20 protein-coding genes and 1 tRNA gene are annotated in these 22070 nt (G+C 70.5%); 9 read left to right on the top strand and 12 right to left on the bottom strand.

Going from position 1 to position 22070, the window contains the following annotated elements:
- Nucleotides 1–174 precede the first annotated feature (174 nt).
- A complete protein-coding gene (locus R2B38_RS16455; RefSeq protein WP_318016906.1) occupies nt 175–1203 on the bottom strand; it encodes a P1 family peptidase in 1029 nt (342 codons plus the stop codon).
- A 140-nt stretch (nt 1204–1343) separates the two neighbouring features.
- Nucleotides 1344–2567: a low temperature requirement protein A gene (locus R2B38_RS16450; protein ID WP_318016905.1), complete on the bottom strand. Its 1224-nt coding sequence runs from the start codon at nt 2565–2567 to the stop codon at nt 1344–1346.
- 49 nt (nt 2568–2616) lie between these two features.
- Here R2B38_RS16450 and R2B38_RS16445 point away from each other — a divergent pair, with 49 nt between their 5' ends.
- Complete coding sequence (locus R2B38_RS16445) at nt 2617–2793, top strand: hypothetical protein (RefSeq protein WP_318016904.1); 177 nt, start codon at nt 2617–2619, stop codon at nt 2791–2793.
- Between the two features lie 8 nt (nt 2794–2801).
- Here the strand turns inward: R2B38_RS16445 and mscL are convergent, their stop codons facing one another.
- The 6 genes from mscL to R2B38_RS16415 all read right to left on the bottom strand — a co-directional run bounded on the left by mscL (nt 2802) and on the right by R2B38_RS16415 (nt 8660).
- Nucleotides 2802–3263 (bottom strand): large conductance mechanosensitive channel protein MscL, encoded by a 462-nt coding sequence (mscL, locus tag R2B38_RS16440; protein WP_033285674.1) that lies wholly within the window; start codon nt 3261–3263, stop codon nt 2802–2804.
- 186 nt (nt 3264–3449) lie between these two features.
- Nucleotides 3450–4031: a hypothetical protein gene (locus R2B38_RS16435; RefSeq protein WP_318016903.1), complete on the bottom strand. Its 582-nt coding sequence runs from the start codon at nt 4029–4031 to the stop codon at nt 3450–3452.
- A gap of 165 nt (nt 4032–4196) precedes the next feature.
- Complete coding sequence (locus R2B38_RS16430; RefSeq protein ID WP_318016902.1) at nt 4197–5030, bottom strand: S-methyl-5'-thioadenosine phosphorylase; 834 nt, start codon at nt 5028–5030, stop codon at nt 4197–4199.
- 110 nt (nt 5031–5140) lie between these two features.
- On the bottom strand, nt 5141–5464 hold the full coding sequence (locus tag R2B38_RS16425; RefSeq protein ID WP_318016901.1) for an FmdB family zinc ribbon protein: 324 nt from the start codon (nt 5462–5464) through the stop codon (nt 5141–5143).
- Between the two features lie 70 nt (nt 5465–5534).
- The gene (locus tag R2B38_RS16420; RefSeq protein WP_318016900.1) at nt 5535–6809 is read right to left on the bottom strand and encodes an MFS transporter; all 1275 of its coding nucleotides are present in this window, start codon (nt 6807–6809) and stop codon (nt 5535–5537) included.
- 270 nt (nt 6810–7079) lie between these two features.
- The gene (locus R2B38_RS16415; protein WP_318016899.1) at nt 7080–8660 is read right to left on the bottom strand and encodes a potassium/proton antiporter; all 1581 of its coding nucleotides are present in this window, start codon (nt 8658–8660) and stop codon (nt 7080–7082) included.
- A gap of 194 nt (nt 8661–8854) precedes the next feature.
- Between R2B38_RS16415 and R2B38_RS16410 the strand changes: the two genes are divergently transcribed.
- Nucleotides 8855–11605: a penicillin acylase family protein gene (locus R2B38_RS16410; protein WP_318016898.1), complete on the top strand. Its 2751-nt coding sequence runs from the start codon at nt 8855–8857 to the stop codon at nt 11603–11605.
- Between the two features lie 68 nt (nt 11606–11673).
- Here R2B38_RS16410 and R2B38_RS16405 read toward each other — a convergent pair whose 3' ends face one another.
- On the bottom strand, nt 11674–12255 hold the full coding sequence (locus R2B38_RS16405) for a 5-formyltetrahydrofolate cyclo-ligase (RefSeq protein ID WP_411978461.1): 582 nt from the start codon (nt 12253–12255) through the stop codon (nt 11674–11676).
- A gap of 132 nt (nt 12256–12387) precedes the next feature.
- On the opposite strand from R2B38_RS16405, the gene galU reads away from it, so the two are divergent.
- The 7 genes from galU to R2B38_RS16370 all read left to right on the top strand — a co-directional run bounded on the left by galU (nt 12388) and on the right by R2B38_RS16370 (nt 18099).
- The gene (galU, locus tag R2B38_RS16400) at nt 12388–13290 is read left to right on the top strand and encodes a UTP--glucose-1-phosphate uridylyltransferase GalU (RefSeq protein ID WP_033285666.1); all 903 of its coding nucleotides are present in this window, start codon (nt 12388–12390) and stop codon (nt 13288–13290) included.
- A 5-nt stretch (nt 13291–13295) separates the two neighbouring features.
- Nucleotides 13296–14618 (top strand): gephyrin-like molybdotransferase Glp, encoded by a 1323-nt coding sequence (gene glp, locus R2B38_RS16395; protein ID WP_318016896.1) that lies wholly within the window; start codon nt 13296–13298, stop codon nt 14616–14618.
- A gap of 62 nt (nt 14619–14680) precedes the next feature.
- Complete coding sequence (gene moaC, locus R2B38_RS16390) at nt 14681–15193, top strand: cyclic pyranopterin monophosphate synthase MoaC (RefSeq protein ID WP_033285664.1); 513 nt, start codon at nt 14681–14683, stop codon at nt 15191–15193.
- On the top strand, nt 15190–15720 hold the full coding sequence (locus R2B38_RS16385) for a MogA/MoaB family molybdenum cofactor biosynthesis protein (protein WP_318016895.1): 531 nt from the start codon (nt 15190–15192) through the stop codon (nt 15718–15720). Before moaC ends, R2B38_RS16385 begins: the two co-directional genes overlap by 4 nt.
- A gap of 20 nt (nt 15721–15740) precedes the next feature.
- Nucleotides 15741–16355 carry a GNAT family N-acetyltransferase gene (locus R2B38_RS16380; protein ID WP_033285662.1) on the top strand — a complete coding sequence of 205 codons (615 nt, stop codon included), beginning with the start codon at nt 15741–15743 and terminating at the stop codon, nt 16353–16355.
- 250 nt (nt 16356–16605) lie between these two features.
- Entirely contained in the window at nt 16606–17964 is a 1359-nt protein-coding gene (glpR, locus tag R2B38_RS16375; RefSeq protein WP_318016894.1) for a gephyrin-like molybdotransferase receptor GlpR, read from the top strand.
- Nucleotides 17965–18025: 61 nt separating this feature from the next.
- Nucleotides 18026–18099, top strand: a tRNA-Ala gene (locus R2B38_RS16370).
- A 1007-nt stretch (nt 18100–19106) separates the two neighbouring features.
- Here R2B38_RS16370 and R2B38_RS16365 read toward each other — a convergent pair.
- The 3 genes from R2B38_RS16365 to R2B38_RS16355 all read right to left on the bottom strand — a co-directional run bounded on the left by R2B38_RS16365 (nt 19107) and on the right by R2B38_RS16355 (nt 22006).
- Nucleotides 19107–19529, bottom strand: coding sequence for a hypothetical protein (locus tag R2B38_RS16365; RefSeq protein WP_318016893.1), 423 nt, complete (start codon nt 19527–19529; stop codon nt 19107–19109).
- A 299-nt stretch (nt 19530–19828) separates the two neighbouring features.
- Entirely contained in the window at nt 19829–21478 is a 1650-nt protein-coding gene (locus R2B38_RS16360; protein WP_318016892.1) for a S1 family peptidase, read from the bottom strand.
- A 102-nt stretch (nt 21479–21580) separates the two neighbouring features.
- Complete coding sequence (locus R2B38_RS16355; protein ID WP_318016891.1) at nt 21581–22006, bottom strand: hypothetical protein; 426 nt, start codon at nt 22004–22006, stop codon at nt 21581–21583.
- Between the last annotated feature and the right edge of the window lie 64 nt (nt 22007–22070).

The raw sequence follows: 22070 nt of genomic DNA, 5'->3' as shown, positions 1-22070 counted from the left end.
GTGTGCGTGATCCGCTGCGATGCGTGGACAAAGAGGGGCCTCGTGCCTGTACGGGTTCCCTGCGTTCCTCATGGACGCCGTCCGGTGACAGAACCGGGACATACGCGGGGCGGGGGGCTGGAGTTGGGCCACCCGCTTCTCGGCCAGGCAGGAGTCCAATCCTCAGCGGGGTGGCTACCGTCTCCCGTACAGCTCCTCGTACGACGGCCACGTCCCGCCGGGGCCGTCCACCGACTCGGCGGCGCGTACCGCACGCACGATCGCGCGGGTCACGACCTCCGCGCCGGCCGCGAGAACGGCGTTGAGGGCGAGGGGGTTCTCGGCGTCGAGCGGACGGGTGCCGGTGGCGAGGGAGAAGACCGTGTCGCCGTCGTTCAGGAGGTGCACCGGGCGTACGGCACGCGCGATGCCGTCGTGTGCTGTGCCGGCCAGCTTCTGGGCCTGCGCCTTGGTGAGTTCGGCGTCCGTGGCCACCACCGCGAGCGTGGTGTTCAGCGGAGGAGGCGCGTTCTTCGCGGCGGCCTCGGCCAGGCGTTGCCGCGCTGCCTCGTGGACGTGCGGGTCGGGATACTCCACCCGCCCCTGGAACAACTCCCCGTACAGCACACCCGTTTCGGGGTCCGTCGCCGAACCCGCCGCGTTGGCCACCACCAGCGCCGCCACCGTGATTCCCGAGTCCAGCACCACGCTCGCGGTCCCGATCCCGCCCTTCAACGGTCCGACCGCCGCCCCCGTACCGGCGCCCACACACCCCTCGCGCACCCGCACCCCGGGGCCGCTGATCGCGGCGGCCTCGACCGCCGTCCGCCCGGTGGCCGCGTCCGGCCTGGCCCGGAAGGAGCCGCCCCGCCCCAGGTCGAAGACACAGGCCGCGGGTACTACGGGTACGACGTGCGACGGATCGACGCCGACCCGGACCCCGCGCCCCTGCTCCTCCAGCCAGGCCATCACCCCGGACGCGGCGTCGAGCCCGTACGCGCTGCCGCCGGTCAGCACGATCGCGTCGACCCGTTGCACCAGGTTGCGCGGATCGAGTGCGTCGGTCTCCTTGGTGCCGGGTCCGCCGCCCCGCACATCCACGGCGGCCACCGCCCCGCTCTCCGGCGCGAGCACGACGGTGGTCCCGGTGAGCCAACCGTCCCCCGACCGCGTCGCATGTCCCACCCGCACCCCGGCCACATCCGTCAACGCGTCAACTGTCATGCGCGCCAGTCTCGCCCAGCCCCCTGCCGATCCGGTGACCATCGGCGCGGTGCGCGCCGGTGCCCCGGGGATGGTCAGCCTGCCTTCGGCCGCTGTTCCCGTTCCGGTCGGCTGAGCTTCGACGACTGTTTCGGTGTCGGTCAGCCCGCCGTCGGCGCCGCCTCGGTTCCGATCTCCCGGGCGGCAGCAGTCCGCGCGGTCAACGTCACGCCGACCGCCACCGTCAGCGCCGACACCAGCCCCGCCGCCAGTACCGCCCACTGACCCAGGAACGTGCAGCAGAGCACCAGCAACGCGGCCACAGGGAGCACCAGTTGCTGGGTGATGCCCACCTTGTAGTGGCGGGCGTGGAGCGCCCAGACGGTGAACAGGTACAGCGCTGTCGGCAGGGTCACCGCCGCAGAGGCCGCCGGTGTGGAGATGTGGGCCTTGCCGACCGCCTGGGTGACCGCCACCTCCAGGCCCGCGCCGATCGTGGCCGCCGACGCGAAGATCAGGTAGTGGCCGTAACCCCACAGGAACGCCTGCCGGTTGGAGCGAAGGTGCCCCTGGATCGGCACCACGAAGTAGATCCACCAGGCGGCGAACACGATCAGCAGTCCGCCGGCCGCGATGGGCAGCAGCTCGCCCAGCGCGTCGTTCTCGTCCACCCCGGACTTCACGGCGACCGTCGCCGCCGCGATCGTCTCGCCCAGCACGATGATCGTGAACAGTCCGTACCGTTCCGAGATGTGGTGCGGATGCCACGGCGTAGGGAAGTCCTTCTCCGCGTAGCGCGGCACGGACAGCTCGGCGATCACCATCACGAGGAACACCCAGCCCCGGGCCGGTTCCGGCAGGGCCACGAGGCCGGTCCAGCCGACCATGCAGAGCAGCACGCCGCCCGCGTACCGCAATGCCATCGTCCGCTCCGGCCCGGTCGCGGCCCGTGCCGCCCGTAGCCACTGAGTGGCCATCGCCAACCGCATGATCACGTAGCCGAGTACCACGACCAGGTAGTCGTGGTACTGAAAGGCTCGCGCGACCCCGGCCGCGAGGACCAGGACGCCGGAGATCTGCACCAGGGTGACGACCCGGTACAGCACGTCGTCGTTGTCGTACGCCGATGCGAACCAGGAGAAGTTCATCCAGGCCCACCAGATCGAGAAGAACTGCATCGCGTAGTTCAGGGCGCCCTCGCCCGCATGCCCCTCCGCGACGGCGTGCGCCAGCTGGACGCCCGCCTGCGCGATGGCCACGACGAAGCACAGGTCGAAGAAGAGCTCCAGCGGTGAGGCGACCCGGTGCGGCTCGTCCCGGCCTCGGGCGGTGAGCGGGCGCAGGAGCCGTAGGGGGTGCTGGGGGCTGTGAGTCTCGGACGTCATGGGGCCAAGCACAGCAGATAACGTCCGCCGGGGGCCGTACCCTGGACGCATGAGTACCGTCCCCACACCCGAGCCGCGCGATCCGAAGCCCGCGCTGGTCTTCGACGACCCGCTGAGCCGGCCGTCCTCGGACGACACGGACCGCGGGTGGGGCGAGCGGCCCGAGGGCGACAGCGCCGCCGACCTGAAGCGCTTCCTCGACGAGAAGCCGCCCCACCACATCTGAGCCGTCGGCTACGGCTCCCGGTGTCCCTCGCCGCGCTGCGCGACGAGCGCGTCGCGGATCTCCTTGAGGACCTCCAGCTCGGTGATCTCGATGACCTCCTGCGTGCCCTCCTTGGCCTTGCGCTGGGCCTCCGCCCGGGCCAGGTACTTCGACATCGGCAGGACCATCAGGAAGTAGACGACCGCCGCGGTGATCACGAAGCTGAGGGCGGCTCCCAGGACGGAACCCCACATCAGCTGGATGCCCTTGTCGCCCGAGCAACTGCTGCTCAGGCACGAGCTGTAGGTGTCCAGGTTCTGTGTGCCGATCGCCCCGACGAGCGGGTTGATGATCCCCTTCACCACCGAGTTGACGATGTTCGTGAAGGCGGCGCCGATGACGACCGCGACTGCCAGATCGACGACGTTCCCGCGCATCAGGAAGGCCTTGAAGCCCTGCCAGACGCCCGGTTCCTTCTTCTTCTCGCTCAACTCGGAGCCTCTTCTCGCACACGCAGGGGGTGGAACCGACAGCTCCGCAACCTACGTCAAGGCCCGGCCGCCCTGTCCAATTCAGTAACTCGAACGAGGGACTTGACAGCAAGTCGCCGAGACGCAGAAAGGCATGGTTCACCTCACGGACCACTCCACGGACCACCTCACGGACGAACCGGCCGATCAGCACATCGTCACCGCCAACCGTGCCGTGGTGCTCGCGCCGGCCAGCCGCGCCGCCGTGGAGCGCGGCACCGACAGCACCACCAACGCCCCGCCGCCGTCCGCCCCTTCGAGCGGCTCGGGCACCTTCGTCACCCGCGCCCCGCGCGCGACCACGCGAGCGTCACCGCCCGCCGCCGACTCCTCGGCGGCGATCACATCGACCCGGTCACCGGCCCGCAGCAGCCGGACCGTACCGGCGTCGGCGATCCGCACCGGCGCCGACACCCACTCGACCGCCCGGCGCTGCCGTACCGGATCGGCCACCGGGTGCTCCCGAGGCCGCTCGCTGTGCCGTGCCTCGGACGCCTCACGCGGGCCCGCCGCCACGAGCGCGGCCGCGGTCAGCGCCAGCCCCGCGGCCACGGCCCGCCTCCGGTGCCGTAGCAGCCGGCGCAGTTGACAGCGGCTGCCGCGCACCCGCACCGGCGCGAAATGCGGCACCTCGCACGTGGGCGGGGCGTCGGTGCCCAGCGGGCGCGGGAAGGAATCCGTACCCGACGGGCCCGTGAAGGAGGGGAAGGAGGGAGGGGAGAGGGACATGGGGACCACCACCTGCGACGAGGGATCGGCTTGCGGTCCCCACGATGAGGCCTCGCGCCGATGCCTGCCGGAGCCCGTGTGCTACCCGCCGGTTGTGGACAACTCCCTCACCCGAACGGGGAGTTCCGTATCCCCGGCCCCTCTCCGCATCCCCAGCCGCAGCGGTTACGGCAGCTCGAAGCCCGGGTCCATCCCGCCCAGCGCGCTCGCGCACAGGCAGTCCCGCGCCCCGGCCTCCGGCAGCGCGGCCACCGTGTCGAACAGCACGCCCCGCAGCCGGTCCACGTTGGCCGCGAACACCCGCAGCACCTCGTCGTGGGAGACGCCCTCGCCGGTCTCGGCGCCCGCGTCGAGGTCGGTGACGAGGGTCAACGAGGAGTAGCAGAGCTCCAGTTCACGCGCGAGCGCCGCCTCGGGGTGGCCGGTCATGCCGACCACCGACCAGCCCTGCGCCTGGTGCCACAGCGACTCGGCGCGGGTCGAGAAGCGCGGGCCCTCGATCACCACGAGCGTGCCGCCGTCGACCGGTTCCCAGTCCCGCCCGCGCGCCGCCTTCAGGGCGGCGGTCCGGCCGGTCGGGCAGTAGGGGTCGGCCAGGGACACGTGCACCACGTTCGGCACCGCGCCGCCGGGCAGCGGGAGTCCGTCGAAGTACGTGCCCGTCCGGGACTTCGTGCGGTCCACCAGTTGGTCCGGCACCAGCAGCGTGCCCGGCCCGTACTCGGGGCGCAGCCCGCCCACCGCGCACGGGCCGAGGACCTGGCGCACACCGACGGAGCGCAACGCCCAGAGGTTGGCCCGGTAGTTGATGCGGTGCGGCGGCAGATGGTGGCCGCGCCCGTGCCGGGGCAGGAACGCGACCCGGCGGCCGGCGATCTCGCCGAGGAAGAGGGAGTCGCTGGGCGGTCCGTAGGGGGTGTCCACCTGGATCTCGGTCACGTCGTCGAGGAACGAGTAGAACCCGGAGCCACCGATTACGCCGATCTCTGCGTTCGCCATGGCCAGCACCCTAGCCGCCGCCGAAAAGCCACAGGAACGGATGCGGGAACCGGCTCCGGAAACGCCGAAAACCCTGTCGTCGTACGACGACAGGGTCCCGCGGAGAAGTCCTACGCGGCGGAGCTGTTACTGCTGGACGAGGAGCCCGAGCTCGACGACTTCGAGTCCGAGGAGGACGACGAGGTCGAGGGGGCGGACGGCTTCGAGTCCGAGGACGTCGACGGCTTCGGGGTGGCCGGCGAGCTGCTCGACGAGGAGCCGCGGCTGTCGTTCCGGTAGAAACCGGAGCCCTTGAAGACAATGCCGACCGCGGAGTACACCTTCTTCAGGCGTCCACCGCAATTGGGGCACACGGTCAGCGCGTCGTCGGTGAACTTCTGGACCGCTTCAAGGCCCTCGCCGCACTCGGTGCACTGGTACTGGTAGGTCGGCACTGTTGTCTTCCTCCTGGCACTCTCACTCAATGAGTGCTAACGAGCGTCCATAGTGACGTATTCCCGGGGATCAGTCCACTGCCACCGGCACGCGGTGACCGACGCCACGTGCCACGGTGCGGCTGCGGGGCCGGGTCGCGAGGCGTGACCGGAGGGCCACCAGGGTCCCCAGGGCGAGCACCGTACCGGCCATCGGGACCAGGAAACCGGCGCCGCCCCACAGGCGGTCCTCCAGCTGCCCGGCGACCGTGACGGCGGCGGCCTGGCCGAGGGCGACCGCGCCGGTCAGCCAGGTGAAGGCCTCGGTGCGGGCGCCGGCCGGGACGAGTCCCTCGACCAGGGTGTAGCCGGTGATCAGGGCGGGCGCGATGCACATGCCGACCAGGAGGCCGAGGCCGGCCAGCAGCGGTACCGAGTGGGCGGTCCACAGGGCGGACGCGGTCAGCGCGAGGGCCGCGTAGCCGACCAGGAGGCGGCGCTGCGGGGCGACCTTCCAGGCGACGGCACCGCAGACGAGCCCGGAGAGCATGTTGCCCGCGGCGAACGTGCCGTAGAGGACGCCGTTCAGGCCCGGTTCGCCGATCGACTCGGTGAAGGCGGCCAGGGACACCTGCATGCCGCCGAAGACGGAACCGATGCCCAGGAAGGTCACGATCAGTACGCGTACCCCGGGGATGCCCAGTGCGGAAACGTGCTCCACGCGTGCGTGCCCGGTGGGCGCCACCTTGGGCTGGGTGCTCTTCTGGGCGGCGAACAGCAGACCGCCGATCAGGGTGAGCCCCGCCTCCGTGACCAGGCCCGCGGCCGGGGTCACGGCGGTGCACAGGGCGGTCGCCAGCAACGGGCCGAAGACGAAGGTCAGTTCGTCCGTGACGGACTCGAAGGCGGCCGCCGTGCTCAGCAGCGGGGAGTCCTGGAGCTTGACGCCCCAGCGGGCGCGCACCATGGGCCCGATCTGCGGCACCGAGGCACCGGTCGGCACGGCCGCCACGAACAGCGCCCACAGGGGCGCGTGGCCGAGCGCGAGGGCCGTGAACGTCAGGCCCGACAGGGTGTGCACCAGGACGCCGGGGAGCAGGACGGCCCGTTGTCCGTGGCGGTCGGCCAGCCGTCCGCTGTAGGGCGCGAACAGGGCCATGGAGACGCCGGTGACGGCCGCGGCGGCGCCTGCCGCGCCGTATGAGCCGGTGGTGTGCTGAACGAGCAGCACGATGGAGATGGTGAGCATCGCGAACGGCTGGCGTGCCGCGAAGCCGGGGAGCAGGAACGTCCAGGCGCCGCGCGTGCGCAGCAGCTGCCCGTATCCGGGACGGGATCCCGTCCCGGAGGTGACCGTGGATGCCACGGCCCGTGCCTTTCTGCCACCTGGTAGCGCGCCCTGTGCGGGGGGCGCCGAGAGCTGTCCTCTTGCGCGGAACTGCGGTAGATACCGGTGCCCACGCGGAGAGGGATTCGGCCGCCATACGGTCGCGCCAGCACTGCTTCAGGCAGAGTTGGTTCGATCAGAATGTGCCTTCATCGTACAGGTGATGAGGCCCGGTGAGCCTGTGAAAACGGGCACCACGCGTGCGTTCACCTGCGATTGGTGAACGCGTGAACCGTACGAAACATGCCCTTAACGACCGGCGCCGGTGGTGTCCGTGCCCAGCCATCCCGCCAGCTTGCCGCCGTGACCCACCGCGCGCAGCCGCTGTTCGGCCGCGTCCCGGACGGGGTCCGTGGCGACCACGAGGAGTTCGTCCCCGCGCCGCAGGACCGTCGAGGGCAGCGGGACAAACGATTTTCCGTCGCGTACGACGAGGGTGACTGCGGCCCCGGCCGGCAGCCTCAGTTCGTTGACCTCGACGCCGTGCATCTTCGACTCCTCGGGGATCGCTACGGACAGCAGATGCCCGCGCAGCCGCTCCAGGGGAGCCGATTCGATGCCGAGGTCGGCGGCCTCCGGGCCTTCGCCCAGCTTCAGCTTGCGCGCCAGCCAGGGCAGCGTCGGCCCCTGGACGAGGGTGTAGACGACGACCAGGACGAAGACGATGTTGAAGATCCGGCGGCTGCCTTCGACGCCGTTCACCATGGGGATCGTCGCCAGGATGATGGGCACGGCGCCGCGCAGCCCGGCCCAGGACATGAGGGTCTGCTCCTGCCAGGGCACCCGGAACGGCGTGAGGCTCACCACCACGCTGAGTGGCCGGGCGACCATCGTCAGCACCAGGCCGATGAGGAGCGCGGGCCAGACGTCGTCGCCCAGTTCGTGCGGGGTGACCAGCAGGCCGAGCAGGACGAACATGCCGATCTGCGCGATCCAGCCGAGCCCCTCGGCGAAACCGCGCGTGGCGGGCCAGTGGGGCAGCTTGGCGTTGCCGAGCATCATCGAGGCGAGATAGACCGCCAGGAAGCCGCTGCCGTGCGCCAGGGCGCCCGCCGCGTACGCGGTGACGGCGATCGCCATGACGGCGATCGGGTAGAGGCCGGAGGCGGGCAGCGCCACGTGCCGCATCCCCCAGGAGCCGAGCCAGCCCACCGCGATGCCCATGGCCGCGCCGATGGCCAGCTCCAGGGCTATCTCGGCCACCAGCATGTACCAGTGCTCGACCGGACCGGCCGTGGAGAAGGCGACGACCAGGATGACCACGGGGGCGTCGTTGAAGCCGGACTCGGCCTCCAGCGTGCCCGTCACGCGCGCGGGGAGGGGGATCCTGCGCAGCACCGAGAAGACCGCCGCCGCGTCCGTCGAGGACACCACCGCCCCGATGATGAACGCCTGCCGCCAGTCCAGACCGACCAGATAGTGCGCGCCCGCCGCCGTGACGCCGACGCTCACCGCCACCCCCGCCAGCGCCAGCGTCGCCGCGGAGGACAGGACCGGCCTGACCTCCTTCCACTTCGTGCCGAGGCCGCCCTCGGCCAGGATCACGACCAGGGCCGCGTACCCGATGACCTGGGTCAGCTCGGCGTTGTCGAAGTGGATGTCGCCGACGCCGTCCTGGCCCATGGCGACGCCGATCCCCAGGTACACGAGCAGGCTGGGGAGCCCGCTGCGCGAGGAGATCCGGACCGCCGCGACGGCGACGAGCAGGACGAGCGAGCAGACGAGCAGCAGCTGGTCGAGGTGGTGGACAGTCAGTGGCCTTCCCTTCCTCGGCTGACGCGCGTACAGGGCGGCAGCACATGTACAGGGGACGCGACGCCGCGGCGCCATGCGTCCAAGTACTTCGTTACCTTACCTAACTCTTGACGCTTTCTTGACACTTCGCGAGGCAAGATCGAACGCCCGTCCGCGTCGGTACCCGACTCCGCGTCAAGTCGTTCGGGACCCTGCGCCTATGGTTGCTCCAGCGCTCAGTCAAAAGCACAGCCCGCCCTGCCGCTCGCGTTAGGACAGCAAGGACAGCGATGCCCCCCAACACCACCGCCTCATCGGGTCATAAGCCCGGCAAGTCCGGCAGGAAAAAGGGGCGCAAAGCCCGTCTATTGGTGCTTGTTCTGGTAATGGCCATCATCGGGGGCATCGTCTACGGCGCGTACTGGTCCGTCAGCACGGTCCGCGCCTCCCTCCCGCAGACCACGGGTTCGATCACGCTCGACGGCCTCTCCGGCCCTGTCGACGTCAAGCGCGACAGCTACGGCATCCCGCAGATCTACGCGTCCTCCGACGCGGACCTGTTCATGGCGCAGGGCTACGTCCAGGCGCAGGACCGGTTCTACGAGATGGACGTGCGGCGGCACATGACCGCCGGGCGGCTGTCCGAGATGTTCGGCAAGGGCCAGGTCAAGAACGACGAGTTCCTGCGCACCCTGGGCTGGGACCGGGTGGCTCAGAAGGAGTACGACACCAAGCTGTCGGCCTCCACGAAGAAGTACCTCCAGGCGTACGCCAAGGGAGTCAACGCCTATCTCCAGGGCAAGGACGGCAAGGACATCTCCCTGGAGTACGCGGCCCTCGGCTTCAGGAACGACTACAAGCCCCAGAAGTGGACCCCGGTCGACTCGGTCGCGTGGCTCAAGGCGATGGCCTGGGACCTGCGCGGCAACATGAAGGACGAGATCGACCGCGCCCTGATGACCAGCCGCCTCGGCCCCCAGCAGATCGCGGACCTGTACCCGGAGTATCCGTACAGCCGCAACCAGCCGATCGTCACCGAGGGCGAGTACGACGAGTACACCAAGACCTTCGACGGCGGCGACAGCTCCTCCAGCACGTCCACGAGCGGCACGACGGGCTCGACGTCGTCCTCGTCCGGATCGGCCCTCACGAGCCAGCTGGCGGGCCTCTCGAACGTGCTGGACGACCTCCCGACGGCCGTCGGCGTGAACGGCCAGGGCATCGGCTCCAACTCCTGGGTCGTCGCCGGGAAGAACACCATCACCGGCAAGCCCCTCCTGGCCAACGACCCGCACCTGGAAGCCTCGCTGCCGTCCGTCTGGTACCAGATGGGCCTGCACTGCCGCGCGATCTCCAGCACGTGCCAGTACGACGTCAGCGGCTACACCTTCGCGGGCATGCCCGGCGTCGTCATCGGACACAACCAGAACATCGCCTGGGGCATGACCAACTCCGGCGTCGACGTCACCGACCTCTACCTGGAGAAGCTCTCCGGCGACGGCTACCTGGTCGACGGTACGACGAAGCCCTTCACCACCCGCACGGAGACCATCAAGGTCGCCGGCGGCGCCTCCAAGAAGATCGTCGTCCGGGAGACCGACAACGGCCCGCTGCTGTCCGACCGCAACGACGAACTCGTGAACGTCGGCAAGAAGGCCACCGTCGACGCCGCGGCCCCCGACAGAGGCGACGGCTACGGCATCGCCCTGCGCTGGACCGCCGAGGACGCGGGCACCACCATGGACGCCGTCTTCGCCATCGACAAGGCGTCCGACTGGAGCGAGTTCCGCTCCGCGTCCGCGAAGTTCGACGTGCCCTCGCAGAACCTCGTCTACGCCGACACCAAGAACCACATCGGCTACACCCTGCCCGGCAGGATCCCGATCCGCGGCAAGGGCGACGGGTCGCTGCCCGTGCCCGGCTGGGACTCCAAGTACGACTGGACCGGCTACATCCCGCAGGCCGCCCTGCCGTACGAGTACGACCCCAAGCGCGGCTACATCGTCACCGCCAACCAGGCGGTGATCGACAAGGACAAGTACCCGTACACCCTCACCACGGACTGGGGCTACGGCACCCGCAGCCAGCGCATCACCGATCTGATCCAGTCGAAGATCGACGGCGGCGGCAAGATCTCCACCGACGACATGCGGCAGATGCAGCTCGACGACAGCAGCGAGATCGCCAAGCTGCTCGTGCCCAAGCTGCTGAAGATCGACGAGCCCGACGCCGACGTGCGCGAGGCGCAGAAGCTCCTGGAGGGCTGGGACTACACCCAGGACGCCGACTCGGCGGCGGCCGCCTACTTCAACTCGGTCTGGCGCAACATCCTCAAGCTCGCCTTCGGCAACAAGCTGCCCAAGGAGCTGCGGGTCGAGGGCCAGTGCCTGTTCGTCTCGCCGGTCGACACCACCGGTCCCGCCGACGAGGACAACAAGAAGGTGCGCGAGTGCGGCGAGCGTGATGCCGACGAGGCCCAGCCGGACGGCGGCGACCGCTGGTTCGAGGTCGTCCGCAAGCTCATGGACGACCCCACCAACGCCTGGTGGAAGACCCCCGCGTCGGGCAACCGCCCCGGGGCGAGCAACATGAACCAGCTGTTCAAGCGCGCCATGATCGACGCCCGCTGGGAGCTGACCGCCAAGCTCGGCAAGGACATCGACACCTGGAGCTGGGGCCGGCTGCACCGCCTGTTCCTGAAGAACCAGACCCTGGGTACCGACGGCCCCGCCATCGTCCAGTACATCCTCAACCGCGGCCCCTGGAAGCTCAGCGGCGGCGAGGCCACGGTCAATGCGACCGGCTGGAACGCGGCGGGCGGCTACGAGGTCGTCTGGGTGCCGTCGATGCGCATGGTGGTCAACCTGGACGACTTCGACAAGTCCAAGTGGATCAACCTCACCGGAGCCTCCGGACACGCCTTCAGCGCGCACTACACCGACCAGACCAGCAAGTGGGTCGACGGTGAGCTGCTGCCGTGGTCGTTCTCGTCCAAGGCGGTCGACGGCAGCACGAGCGACACCCTGGTGCTCAAACCGTGAATCGTTGAACAACCGGGCAAACGGAAATGGCCCTCCACGCACGCGTGGAGGGCCATTTCCGTTCCCGTTCAGTTCCCCGGGAACCGCCGCACACCCGAGGGCGTCACCACCGCCCGCACCGGCCGGTCGTGCGCCTCCGCGGGCACCTTCCCGACGACCTCGGAGTCGTACAGCAGCACCACCAGCGCGGGATGCGCGCCCGCCCGCTCCAGCCGCGCCAGCACGCGGTCGTACGACCCCCCGCCGCGCCCCAGACGCATCCCGCGCCCGTCGACCGCGAGGCCGGGCAGCAGGACGACGTCGGCGGCGGTCACGGCGTCCGGGCCGAGCCGCTCCCCGGAGGGCTCCAACAGGGCCATCTTCGCGCCGTGTTGGACCCGTGCGAGCGAGCCCTCGCCGTCGTAGGCGCCCCAGTCGAGGTCGTTGTCCGGGAGGAGCGCGGGGAGGAGGACGTCGACGTCACGCGCGCGGAGTGCGTCCAGGAGCGCGAGCGTTCCGGGTTCGCTCCCGACGGAGACGTACGCCGCGACCGTGCGCGCGTGCGCCAACTCGGGCAGTTCCAGGGCGCGGTCGGCGAGCGCGACGCCGGCCTCCCGCACGTCATCGGCCGTCAACCTGTTCCTCACCGTGAGGAACTCTCGTCGCAACATTCGCTTGTCAGGCTCGGCTTGACGTCCTAGGTGTCGCACAGGTTCCACCCGTACCCTTCCCAATATGCTCATATGAGAGCGTTTTAACCGGAGCCACAGATTCTGCACAAAGGCACCGGATAAGGTTCGGGCATGACTCAGTCGCACCCCAGGATCAGCAAGGCTGTCATCCCCGCAGCCGGTCTCGGCACCAGGTTCCTGCCGGCCACGAAGGCAACTCCCAAGGAGATGCTGCCGGTCGTGGACAAGCCCGCGATCCAGTACGTGGTCGAAGAGGCCGCGTCGGCTGGGCTCGACGACGTCCTCATGATCACCGGACGCAACAAGCGTCCCCTGGAGGACCACTTCGACCGCAACTACGAGCTCGAATCCGCCCTCCAGAAGAAGGGTGACGCGAGCCGGCTCGCCAAGGTCCAGGAGTCCAGTGACCTCGCGACCATGCACTACGTCCGCCAGGGCGACCCCAAGGGCCTCGGCCACGCCGTCCTGTGCGCCGCCCCGCACGTCGGCCACGAGCCCTTCGCCGTCCTCCTCGGGGATGACCTGATCGACCCCCGTGACCCCCTGCTCGCGCGCATGGTCGAGGTCCAGGAGCAACACGGCGGCAGCGTCGTCGCCCTCATGGAGGTCGCCCCCGAGCAGATCCACCTCTACGGCTGCGCGGCCGTCGAGGCCACCGCGGACGACGACGTCGTCAAGGTGACCGGCCTGGTCGAGAAGCCGGACGCGGCAGACGCCCCGTCGAACTACGCGATCATCGGCCGCTACGTCCTCGACCCCCACATCTTCGACATACTGCGCAAGACCGAGCCGGGCCGCGGCGGCGAGATCCAACTCACCGACGCCCTCCAGCAGTTGGCCACCGACGAGAAGGTCGGCGGCCCCGTGCACGGCGTCGTCTTCAAGGGCCGCCGCTATGACACCGGCGACCGGGGCGACTATCTGCGTGCCATTGTCAGACTCGCGTGCGAACGTGAAGACCTGGGACCGGACTTCCGGGCCTGGCTTCGCAGTTACGTAGCCGAGGAGATGTAGCAACGTTGAGCACCGCCGCGACCCGCACCGCAGGGCCCGACCACCTCTGGACGGTGGACGAGCACCTGGAGGACATCCTCGCGACCGTCCGCCCCCTGGAACCCATCGAGCTGCAACTGCTCGACGCCCAGGGCTGCGTCCTGGTCGAGGACATCACGGTGCCGGTCTCGCTCCCGCCCTTCGACAACAGCTCGATGGACGGGTACGCGGTGCGGGTCACGGACGTCGCGGGCGCGAGCGAGGAGTTCCCGGCCGTCCTGACGGTGATCGGCGACGTCGCGGCGGGCCGGGCCGAGCCGCTCCACGTGGGCCCGGGGGAGACCGCCCGCATCATGACCGGCGCCCCGCTCCCGCCCGGCGCCGAGGCCGTCGTCCCCGTGGAGTGGACCGACGGAGGTCTCGGCGACGGCCCGGTCACCGGCATGCGGGCCCGCAGCCAGGCCCCCGAGGCGGCCACCGGGCACGTGCACGTGTACCGCTCGGCGGAGGCACGCGCGCACGTACGCGCGATGGGCAGCGACGTGAAGGCGGGCGACCGCGCCCTGGACGCCGGCACCGTCCTCGGCCCGCCGCAGATCGCCCTGCTCGCCGCGATCGGCCGCGGCACGGTCCGCGTGCGCCCCCGCCCGCGCGTGGTCGTCATGTCCACCGGCAGCGAACTCGTCCAGCCCGACGAGCAGTTGGCCGACGGCCAGATCTACGACTCGAACAGCTTCGCCCTCACCGCCGCCGCCCGCGACGCCGGAGCCATCGCCTACCGGGTCGGCGCCGTCGCCGACGACGCCGAGACCCTCCGCGACACCATCGACGACCAGCTCGTCCGCGCCGACCTCATGGTCACCACCGGCGGTGTGAGTGTCGGGGCGTACGACGTCGTCAAGGAGGCGCTGTCCTCCGTGGGTGACGAGGACGAGGAGGGCGCCGGGATCGACTTCCGCAAGCTCGCCATGCAGCCCGGCAAACCCCAGGGCTTCGGCTCCATCGGCCCCGACCACATCCCGCTGCTGGCCCTCCCCGGCAACCCGGTGTCGTCGTACGTCTCCTTCGAGCTGTTCGTCCGGCCCGCGATCCGCGCCCTGATGGGCCTGGAGGACGTCCACCGCCCGAGGACCCGGGCCACCCTCACCACGGACAAGGCGCTGACCTCCCCGAAGGGGCGCAGACAGTTCCTGCGCGGGACGTACGCCGACGGCGAGGTCACCCCCGTAGGGGGCGCCGGATCGCACCTGGTCGCGGCCCTCGCGCTCGCCGACGCGCTGATCGTCGTCCCCGAGGACGTCGAGTCCGTGGAGCCCGGCACCGAGGTCGAAGTGGTCCTGCTCCGCTGAGCAGTGCTGGTTGGCGGTACCGTGTCGCGCACAACACGCCCGGACCGGGAGCGCCACACAGCATGACTGAGCCTTTCCAGGGGGACACCCCTGGACCCCTTGCGCACGACCGACTGACGCACATCGACGACGCGGGCGCCGCCCGGATGGTCGACGTGTCCGGCAAGGACGTGACCGCGCGCACCGCCACCGCCAGCGGACGCGTCCTCGTCTCGCCCCGCGTGGTCGAACTGCTGCGCGGCGAGGGCGTCCCCAAGGGCGACGCCCTGGCCACCGCGCGCATCGCCGGGATCATGGGCGCCAAACGCACCCCCGACCTCATCCCGCTCTGCCACCCGTTGTCGGTGTCGGGTGTGAAACTGGATCTGTCGGTCGCGGACGACGCCGTACGGATCCGGGCCACCGTGAAGACGACGGACCGCACGGGCGTCGAGATGGAGGCCCTCACCGCGGTCTCCGTCGCGGCGCTCACCGTGATCGACATGGTCAAGGCGGTCGACAAGGGAGCGGTCATCACGGACGTGCGCGTGGAGGAGAAGACGGGCGGCAAGTCGGGCGACTGGAGCCGGACATGACGCCCGACGGCACCCTGCCCGCGCGGTACCGCGCCCTGGTGGTCACCGCCTCGAACCGCGCCGCCTCCGGCGTCTACGAGGACAAGGGCGGCCCGCTGATCGCCGACGGCCTGAAGGGCCTCGGCTTCGCGGTCGAGGGCCCGCGGGTGGTCCCCGACGGCGACCCGGTGGAGGCCGCGCTGCGGGCCGCCGTAGAAGCCGGTTACGACGCCGTCGTCACCACCGGCGGCACCGGCGTCTCGCCCACCGACCGCACCCCTGAGGCGACCCGCGCGGTCATCGACTACGAGGTACCGGGCATCGCCGAGGCCATCCGGGCCTTCGGCCGGGAGAAGGTGCCGACCGCGGCGCTCTCCCGGGGCCTGGCCGGAGTCGCCGGGTACACCCTGATCGTCAACCTGCCGGGGTCCACCGGCGGGGTGAGGGACGGTCTCGCCGTCCTGGAGCCCCTACTGGCGCACACCGTCGACCAGATCCGAGGCGGCGATCACACCAGACCCGCCGACACCAGTGGGGGTGCGAGCTGAACAGCCCATCCTGGCCTGCCGTGCTGGTGGACGGCGACATCGTCCTGAGGCCGATAAAACTCCGTGACCAGCGGGCCTGGCGCGAGGTCAATCGGCGCAACCGGGACTGGCTGCGCCCCTGGGAGGCGACGATTCCGCCGCCCACCCCCAGCGGGCCGATCGCGCACCGGCCGACGTACCGGCAGATGGTCCGGCACCTGCGCTCCGAGGCGAACTCGGGCCGGATGCTGCCGTTCGTCATCGAGTACCAGGGGCGCCTGGTCGGGCAGTTGACGGTCGCCGGGATCACCTGGGGCTCCATGTGCTCGGGCCACATCGGCTACTGGGTGGACGAGTCGGTGGCCGGCCGCGGAGTGATGCCGACATCTGTGGCACTCGTCGTGGACCACTGTTTCCGGGCCGTGGGACTGCACCGCATCGAGGTCTGCATTCGCCCGGAGAACGGCCCCAGCCGCCGGGTCGTCGAGAAACTCGGATTCCGTGAGGAGGGGCTCAGGCCCCGTTATCTCCACATCGACGGCGCCTGGCGCGACCACCTAGTCTTCGCGCTCACCGCGGAAGAGGTGCCCGAGGGGTTGCTGGCCCGCTGGCAGCGGGCACGCTCCCGGAGCACCCCGCACGACAATCCCGCATAACCCGGAGGCGTGGAGGAGCAGCGCAGCAGGGGCGTGGAGGCGGGAAGTCCCCGGCGCCTCGGTCCCTCCGGAAATGGAATACGTGTTCGAAAGTGATCGACGGATGACCGTCTTCGGGCAATGAATTCGCCAACTCGGCGGCCTGTTGATCGCATCCATCACAAAAAAAGCTCGAAATATCAGCCAGATCGTGCGACACACCGGCTCAATTGGCAGATGGCCTCACGCAAACCCCTCTACCGTGTGAGGCGTGAGCAGCAGCGGCCTCATCTACGCAGTCATTGTCGGGGCCTGGGCCGCCTACTTGGTGCCGATGTGGCTCCGTAGGCAGGACGAGCTGAACGAGGCCCGTCCGACGGAACGCTTCAGCACCGCCATCCGGCTGCTGTCCGGACGGGCGGGAATGGAGCGCCGGTACGCCAAGGACCTGCGGGCGCGCTCCACCGAGGAGGAGGAGCCCAGCGCCGTCGTGCCGGACGCCGTCACCGACTCGGTGGACGTCCGGGCCTTCGCCATGCCCCCGGCCCGTCCCCAGGTGCACGCGCCCGTCCGGCAGCAGAGCCAGGAACGGCCGGAAGCGGCGCGAGAACCGGAGCGTGGGGCGGTCCGTGAGTCGGAGCGCGCGGCGGCACGGGAATCGGCGCGCGAACCCGAGCGTGAGCCGGTCCGCGAACCGGCGCGTGAGCAGGCGCACAAGTCGGCACCGCACCCAGCCTCCGTGCCTGCCCAGGCACCCAAGTCCGCACCCGCGCCCGCCTCCGCGCCTGCGCGCAAGCGTGTCCCGGTAGCGCGGCGTTCGCCCGCCGAGGAGGCCGCGGCGGCGCGCGCCCGGCGTGTGAAGGTGCTCGCGCGCCGCAGGCGTACCACCGTGATGCTCTTCCTCGCCTTCACGCTCGGCGCGATCGTCGCGGCGGTCGGCGGGCTCGCCCTGCTCTGGGCCCCCGGCGTACCGGCGATCCTGCTCAGCGGGTACATCGCCTACCTGCGCACTCAGGAACGCCGTCGCTTCGCCTACCAGATGGACCGGCGCCGGGCCGAGGTCGCCGCGCAGCGACTGAGGGAGCGTCAGCCGCGCAGGCGCGCGTCCGTGGACGCCGGGATCGACGACACCGAGGAGGGTCCGGAGCCGGAGACGGACCCCGGGCTGTCCGCGCTCGCCGCCGACCGCCGCGCCCTCGTCGAGCAGACCGACCACGCCGAGTGGGTCGACCAGCAGCGCGAGCGGCAGCACCGGCCGGGCCAGGGCGACAGCTGGGACCCGGTGCCGGTACCGCTGCCGACGTACGTCACCGCGCCGGTCGCGCCCCGCGCCACGTCCGACGTGGACCTCGGGGCGCCGGACGCGTGGAGCTCGGCCCGCTCCAGCTCCGTGGCACCGGAGCAGGAGGCGCGGTCCGGGGGGCGGGACGGGCGCGACGCCCGCGATGCCCAGGACGCTCGGGACGGTCGGGACGAGGACGCGGAGGACCCGTCGGAGGACAGGTCGACGGCGGACGGCCGTACCGACGCCCGCCGCGCCGCCTCCGCCCGGCGCGCCCGCGAGCGGGGCCGCACGCCCCTGTTCGACCAGTACGAGGACGGCGAACGGCCCCGCGCGGCCAACGAGTGACCAGGCAAGGAACGGATTTCCAAGCACCCTGACGGGGATGCTAGAGTTTCACTCGTTGCAAGGGCCTGTGGCGCAGTCTGGTAGCGCACCTCGTTCGCATCGAGGGGGTCTGGGGTTCAAATCCCCACAGGTCCACCGCAATGGCTGTTCTTGGGTCCGCCCAGGGGTAGTTGACGAAATCCCGTCCGATCACTGATCGGGCGGGATTTCGTCGTTTCTGGGGTCGTTGGGAGGCCTGGGTGCGCACATGGGGAAGCGCGCCGAGTCACGGATTGTTGTGGCTGCGGACGGGCCGGTAGGCGTTCAGCCAGGGTGCGTGGAGATAGGGGGCGTCCTGGCGGTACTTGGCCAGACGCCAGTCGCCCGCCTCGGTGTCCGCGGGGGAGCGAAGTGTTCGGTCTCGGGGATGTGCACGGTGGGGCGGGCCACTGCTGGGAGGGGCCGGAAGCCGGGTACCGCGGGCGTTCGCTCCGTGGGCGTCAGGCCTTTCCTTGAGCCCGAAGTGGTACGAGGTGCGGGCTTCGATCTTCTCGCGGAGTTCGTCGCTACGGAGCCGGACGGTGGTGGTGTGGATGAGTGGGGTTCCTTGCCAACTGCCCTGCAATCCACGTTCCTTGACCTTGTAGTCCAGGGCGAGGCGGTAGCCGAGGCGCCGGACGGGGGTCTGGAAGGCGGGTGGGCTGCAGCCGGTCCGGTACAGGCGCGGTCGGCGGCCAGGATCCTGGCGGGCAGGCCGAGTTCGAAGCCCAGGCAACTGCGGGTATGCCTTGCTCGTCTTGTCGTCATGGTCACGGCGGTGGGCCGCGGCCGATGGCTGTCGGGGCGAGCCGCGACGGGAACCGAGGTGGCGTCCACGCCGGCGTCACCGTTCCAGCCGCGCAGGTGTCCGCGCCGATGGGGCATGCGGACGGTGGCGGAACCAGGCGGTTGGCCAGGGGCTGGAGGCGGGCGGCGGAGGTGCGCCCTTCGGAGTTGGCCCAGATCGCGGCGTAGGAGTCGGCATGGCGTTGGGGCAGTCGGGAGCGCCGGTCGTGGCGGACCCGGGTCCAGGACGGTGGCGACGGTGTCCAGGCCCCGTAGAGCCGTCTGCTGGAAGCGATACGCGCGGAGGGTCCGGCCGGAGGCCGGTCGGGGATGCTCAGTCAGGTGCGGGCTTTGGGATCGAGGCTGTAGCGCAGGATGCGCCAGGCGTGGGTGATGGTGGCCCGGCCGGTGTAGTACGCCGACAGCATTTCCTTCTCCGGGCCGCTCACACAAGCAGCGTCATAGGCGGCGTGCGAGCGCGGGCGGGGTCTGGGCAGGGTGCTCGGTGGACAGGAGCCTGGGGTTTTGGGGGTGGCTCGGTGCGGGAGGCGAGCCGGAGCCGTCGTCGGGGCATACGGGAGCACCGCGTGTGGTGCCGGCCCGGTGAGCTCGGTGACCGTGTCGCGAGTGCTCTCGGCGGTCGTCCGGGTGGGCGCCTGCCAGGTGGCGAGGATGCTCAGGTTGATGGCGCGGATCATCAAGGCGAGCAGGATCGTCTGGGCGGCGCGACGGTGGTCCAGTCGTTTCCTGGAGTCCGCCATATCGGTGTGGTGGCTCTCTGCCCTGCCGTTGAGGCCCACGATGTCGGCTCGGGCGGCGGCGGGTAGGGCGCCGTTCCAGGACGGATGAAGGCAGTGCCGGTCCTGGCGGTACTTGTCGAGGCCTCCGGGGCGGAGGGTGAGCGTTGGGCTCCGGCAGATCTTCGGGAGCTCATGCCGGGTCGGTCCGCAGTCGGTCGGCTGTGGGGAGGGGGACGAGCGGTTTGGCCGCGGTGTGGGCGGCGGCCGGGATCGGACTGGTGGTCACCGTGGCTCGCCCGGTGACCACCAGTCCGGTGCCTTCAGCCGGCGCTGCCCGTGAGGGCGACGGTGGCGGGGGTGCCGGGGATGCCTCCGACTTGTTCGGGGGCATCCCACTTGCCGTTGGCGTGGCGCAGGGTGTGCTTGATCTTGCCGTCGGTGGTGACGATGGCGGCTTGGAACTCGCCGGAGACGGCGGCGGCGTCGACGGAGACAGCGGTGTCACTGCCGAGCTTGGTGCCGAGGCTCGCGAAGTCGCTCCAGTGGCCCTCGGCGTCACGGATGCCGTGCTCGTTGAGGCCGGTGGTGCTGGTGAGAACGACCTGCAGCTCTTCACCGATACCGGCGAAGGCCATGCCGTTCACGGTGCCGATGCCGGGGGCGAACTGGGTGACGTTGCCCCAGGCGCTCCAGGTGCCGTCCTCGTGGCGCTGGCCGTGGTAGGCCTTGCCGCCGGCGACGATCCCGACGTTGGTGTTGCCGCCGGTGGTCTGCGAGACGGTGAGCTGGGTGGCGTTGGCGAGGGCGCCGAGCTTGGCGGAGGCGTCCGCCCACTTCGACCAGGTCTCGTCCGCGTCCATGGTGGCGTGGTAGACCTTGCCGCCGGCGAGGCCGACCAGGGCCAGGCCCGGGCCGGTGGAGGTGACCGCGACACGGGTCAGGCCGGTCTTGGCACCGAGGGTGGCGTTCATGTCCTTGAAGGCGTCCCAGCCACCGGTGGCCCGGCGGGCGGCCATGTAGAGGTGGCTGTCGCCGCCGACGGCGAAGATGTAGTTCTTGCCCTTGATCGCGGCGTCCGCGGCGTAGGCGACGTCGGTGACCGACCCTGCGACCTTCTCCACGTCGGCGAAGCCGGTCCAGTCGCCGTTGCTGTTCCGCATGCCGTGATAGAGACCGGTGCTGGTCTCGGTGACCATCTGGAGGTTCCACGTGTTGAGCGTGGAGGCGGTGTTCTCGGTGATCCAGGCGCGGATGTCGTCCACGCGGGAGGCGACGGCGCCGGTGCGGGTCTCGTCCGTACCCAGGCAGCCGCCCTGCCAGGAGTTGGTGGCGATCGCGGCGAGTTCGGGGCGGCCGTTCCTCTCGCGGAAGACGGGGGCACCGGTGTCGCCCTTGCAGACGGGGGTGCCGTCGATGGCGAGTGCGGTGGTCTCGACCGCACCGGTGGTGAAGGCGGCGGTGTGCAGGGTGTCGGGCACCCAGGTGTCCTTGGTCCGCCCGTAGCCGGCGCCCTTCAGGGCTTCGCCCGTGACGGGTGCCGCGGTGGCGGGGTGCAGGAAGGAGAGGCCGTAGACCGGGGCGGAGAGCTTCGCGAGGACCAGGTCGCGGTCGGTGCGGGGTATCAGCTGGGTGATGTCGCGGACCTCACCGGTCGTGGTGGTGAGATCGGTGCGGCCGATGGTGGCCGTGGACTTCAGCTTCGGCGCACCGGCCGGCAGCGAGGTGGCCTGGGCGGGGTCGTCGGCGAAGCAGCTCGCCGCGGTGATCATCCACTGGTTGTTGATGAGGGTGCCCGTGCAGGCGCGCGTTCCGTCACCGATATCGATCTTCGCGGTGAAGCTGGACGCCCCAGTCGCCGCGGCGTCACCGTCGAGGGCTTGTGCCGTCGTGCCGGTGAGGGCTCCGGCGGCCGAGACCACTGCGGTGAGCAGCGTTGCGGCCCACGCGGTGCGTGAACGCTTGCCAGACATGTTGGTTCCTTACGAAGCATGGGTGTGGCGGGAGAGAGCTCGCCGCACGGGTGGGGCGCCGCTCTGCCGGGGTGCCGGATCAGCGGTCTCGGCCGGGAGGGTTCAGCTGGTGACGCGGAGTTCGACCAGAACTGAGCGCAGGCCGGAATCGCCGGCTTCGCCGTAGGGGGTGTAGTCGTTCTTCGGGGCGTCGACGACGGTTTCCTGCCCCTCGGCGGTGATCGTGGCCCGCACGGGATGGTCCTCGGTCCAGATCCCGAAGGCGTCGGGCAGTTCGAGCGTGAGGAAGCCCTTGGTGCCGCTGACGTCGAAGCAGTAACTCAGCTGGCCCGTCCGGGACTTGACCTTGATGTCGTAACCGGCGTCGCAGCCGGTCAGCAGCGTGATGTGGCCGTCGCCGCGCTTCAGGGTGATCTGCTGGTTCTGAAGGATCTTCGCCGCGTCGGGGTACGCGAAGTCCTCGACCGCGGAGGGCATTCCCGTTGCGGCAGCGGTCGTCGCAGCGGTCTGCGGGGACGCCTGTGCCATCGCGAGTGAGCCGGCACCTACTGATGCCGCAATCGCACCAGCAATGCCGATAAAGAGTGCCTTT

Source organism: Streptomyces sp. N50, assembly GCF_033335955.1.
In the GTDB taxonomy this organism is placed as follows: domain Bacteria; phylum Actinomycetota; class Actinomycetes; order Streptomycetales; family Streptomycetaceae; genus Streptomyces.
This window is presented reverse-complemented; position numbering and strand designations above follow the sequence as displayed.

Coding starts and splice junctions, on each gene's coding strand:
- R2B38_RS16455 (WP_318016906.1), bottom strand. CDS start 1,203: ATGACAGTTGACGCGTTGACGGATGTGGCCGGGGTGCGGGTGGGACAT.
- R2B38_RS16450 (WP_318016905.1), bottom strand. CDS start 2,567: ATGACGTCCGAGACTCACAGCCCCCAGCACCCCCTACGGCTCCTGCGC.
- R2B38_RS16445 (WP_318016904.1), top strand. CDS start 2,617: ATGAGTACCGTCCCCACACCCGAGCCGCGCGATCCGAAGCCCGCGCTG.
- R2B38_RS16435 (WP_318016903.1), bottom strand. CDS start 4,031: ATGTCCCTCTCCCCTCCCTCCTTCCCCTCCTTCACGGGCCCGTCGGGT.
- R2B38_RS16430 (WP_318016902.1), bottom strand. CDS start 5,030: ATGGCGAACGCAGAGATCGGCGTAATCGGTGGCTCCGGGTTCTACTCG.
- R2B38_RS16415 (WP_318016899.1), bottom strand. CDS start 8,660: ATGGCGCCGCGGCGTCGCGTCCCCTGTACATGTGCTGCCGCCCTGTAC.
- R2B38_RS16410 (WP_318016898.1), top strand. CDS start 8,855: ATGCCCCCCAACACCACCGCCTCATCGGGTCATAAGCCCGGCAAGTCC.
- R2B38_RS16405 (WP_411978461.1), bottom strand. CDS start 12,255: ATGTTGCGACGAGAGTTCCTCACGGTGAGGAACAGGTTGACGGCCGAT.
- galU (WP_033285666.1), top strand. CDS start 12,388: ATGACTCAGTCGCACCCCAGGATCAGCAAGGCTGTCATCCCCGCAGCC.
- moaC (WP_033285664.1), top strand. CDS start 14,681: ATGACTGAGCCTTTCCAGGGGGACACCCCTGGACCCCTTGCGCACGAC.
- R2B38_RS16385 (WP_318016895.1), top strand. CDS start 15,190: ATGACGCCCGACGGCACCCTGCCCGCGCGGTACCGCGCCCTGGTGGTC.
- R2B38_RS16365 (WP_318016893.1), bottom strand. CDS start 19,529: ATGGCGGACTCCAGGAAACGACTGGACCACCGTCGCGCCGCCCAGACG.
- R2B38_RS16360 (WP_318016892.1), bottom strand. CDS start 21,478: ATGTCTGGCAAGCGTTCACGCACCGCGTGGGCCGCAACGCTGCTCACC.
- R2B38_RS16355 (WP_318016891.1), bottom strand. CDS start 22,006: ATGGCACAGGCGTCCCCGCAGACCGCTGCGACGACCGCTGCCGCAACG.